Below are 1,646 nucleotides of genomic sequence, written 5' to 3'. Positions count from 1 at the left end.
GAAGAAATCAATCGGAAGTTCGCCCGGCATTTGCGAGTAACACATAACGCTTCAAGCAGGGGCCCGCGTTAGCGGGTCCCGGCGCGAAGCGCCCTTGCTGCCTTGACTTGTTATGCGCCTTTTTCATTTACAAACTCCACTGCTCTGGCGCCTGCTGCGAGCCCCAATTCAGTAAGGCAACGGCGCTCTACTTCGGACAGACCTCCCTCACACATTTCTTGGGGCGAGATGAATATACGGGGCGACTTTTTAAAAATACCTACTGCTCCGATACTCGATAAACCTTCCTTCAAGCATGCGACCGCTGGTTCGAAAGTGCCGACAAGAAGCCTTGTAGTCGAGTACGGCTCTTTTGGTAGTGCGGTGACAATACGAGACTCATGCATCAAGATCATCTTGTCCCGAAATATCTTGAGGGTGATATTCATTAGTGGAGTCTTGCTCCAGGCGCATAACGCCGCCAACACGGGCCGCAGTGGAGGCGCGAAGCGCCGGAACGGAGGTCCGGCCCCGAAGGGGCATTCGTGGTTGGCATTGTTATGTATTTCTCTCCGGCAAAATTAATACTTGCCATGACCGATAAAGTACTCTAGAGTTGCTATGGAGTACTTAGTAGTAACTATAGAGTAATACGGAGGACAGATGGTTAACGACTATGTATATATACCCATTAGCCTTGAGATTTATAGGGAGCTACTAACCCGCTACCCGGCTAACCCGCACACTGTAGTTGAAAATGTAGTGTACGACTTTTTAGAAAGAACTGTCGATGACGTTATTCAGGAGCGCCCGAAATCAGGCTTTATGTGGGAAAGGCTAATGCTACCCAGCGGAACCAGGATAAGAACAAAGTACTTTGGCGAGATATTTGAGGCTGTAGTAGACGATAGACGACTAATTTGGAACGAAGACGAATTTGAATCTATTGCCAAGCTCATAAATACGATGCGTGGTGGAACCAGTAATAACGCATGGAAGGTAGCTGAAATTAAACGTCCTGGCGATCACAACTGGATTCCCGCAATGAAGTTGCGGGTCTAGGAGAGCCACTATGCCCGGGCATATGTTACTCATGGTTTGTGAGTGCGGTATCGAGGCCCACGTTAGCCCCGGAGTATCCGACGATTTCCAAAGTTGGATTATTTATTATGACGCTGAAAGGCAGACGTTTGACACTATGGAAGAAAATAAAGCCAGGGACTTGGGAATCAAGGCTTTCCCTGATCCGTTTATCGAAGATCCTCTCAAGCTTGTCGCCGAGGTTGAGGGTGATATTTCAACGAGGCGGTATAAATGCCCTAGATGCCAGAAAATGAGTCTTCGTTATCTCTTTTTCGGACATTGGGATTAAAGCAGGAGCTTCACACTGCGGATACATAACGCTTAAGCAGGGGCCCGCGTTAGCGGGTCCCGGCACGAAGCGCCCTTGCTGCCTTGACTTGTTAGGGGTCAGTCGCATCGATGAAAACAACATTCCCCGATGAGAGTTCAGCAACATCACTCATGCTCGAATCTTCCGCTGATCTAATCTCGTCGCTCGAAAAGAAGATTTCTATCTTTTCACTAGTTGATCCTAGCTCGGCCAGTTCAGCCGCAATCTTCGCGGCGTACCTCGACGGTCTACCAGAGCACTCTTCATCCAATTC

At 49.0% G+C, this 1,646-nt stretch carries 3 protein-coding genes; 1 reads left to right on the top strand and 2 read right to left on the bottom strand.

Annotated elements, in window-relative coordinates:
- Positions 1–110: 110 nt before the first annotated feature.
- The gene (locus E4634_RS21250) at positions 111–428 is read right to left on the bottom strand and encodes a hypothetical protein (protein ID WP_135446683.1); all 318 of its coding nucleotides are present in this window, start codon (positions 426–428) and stop codon (positions 111–113) included.
- 214 nt (positions 429–642) lie between these two features.
- On the opposite strand from E4634_RS21250, the gene E4634_RS21245 reads away from it, so the two are divergent.
- Positions 643–1,041, top strand: coding sequence for a hypothetical protein (locus E4634_RS21245; RefSeq protein ID WP_135446682.1), 399 nt, complete (start codon positions 643–645; stop codon positions 1,039–1,041).
- Between the two features lie 401 nt (positions 1,042–1,442).
- On the opposite strand, the gene E4634_RS21780 is transcribed toward E4634_RS21245, so the two are convergent.
- The coding region (locus E4634_RS21780) for a hypothetical protein (protein ID WP_206046977.1) at positions 1,443–1,646 on the bottom strand (204 nt) is incomplete at its 5' end.

This window comes from Mangrovimicrobium sediminis (assembly GCF_004745945.1).
Taxonomy (GTDB): Bacteria; Pseudomonadota; Gammaproteobacteria; order Pseudomonadales; family Halieaceae; genus Mangrovimicrobium; species Mangrovimicrobium sediminis.
This window is presented reverse-complemented; position numbering and strand designations above follow the sequence as displayed.

Bases quoted from the DNA above. Each gene is read 5' to 3' on its own strand.
- E4634_RS21245 (WP_135446682.1), top strand. From the start codon at position 643: ATGGTTAACGACTATGTATATATACCCATTAGCCTTGAGATTTATAGG.
- E4634_RS21250 (WP_135446683.1), bottom strand. From the start codon at position 428: ATGAATATCACCCTCAAGATATTTCGGGACAAGATGATCTTGATGCAT.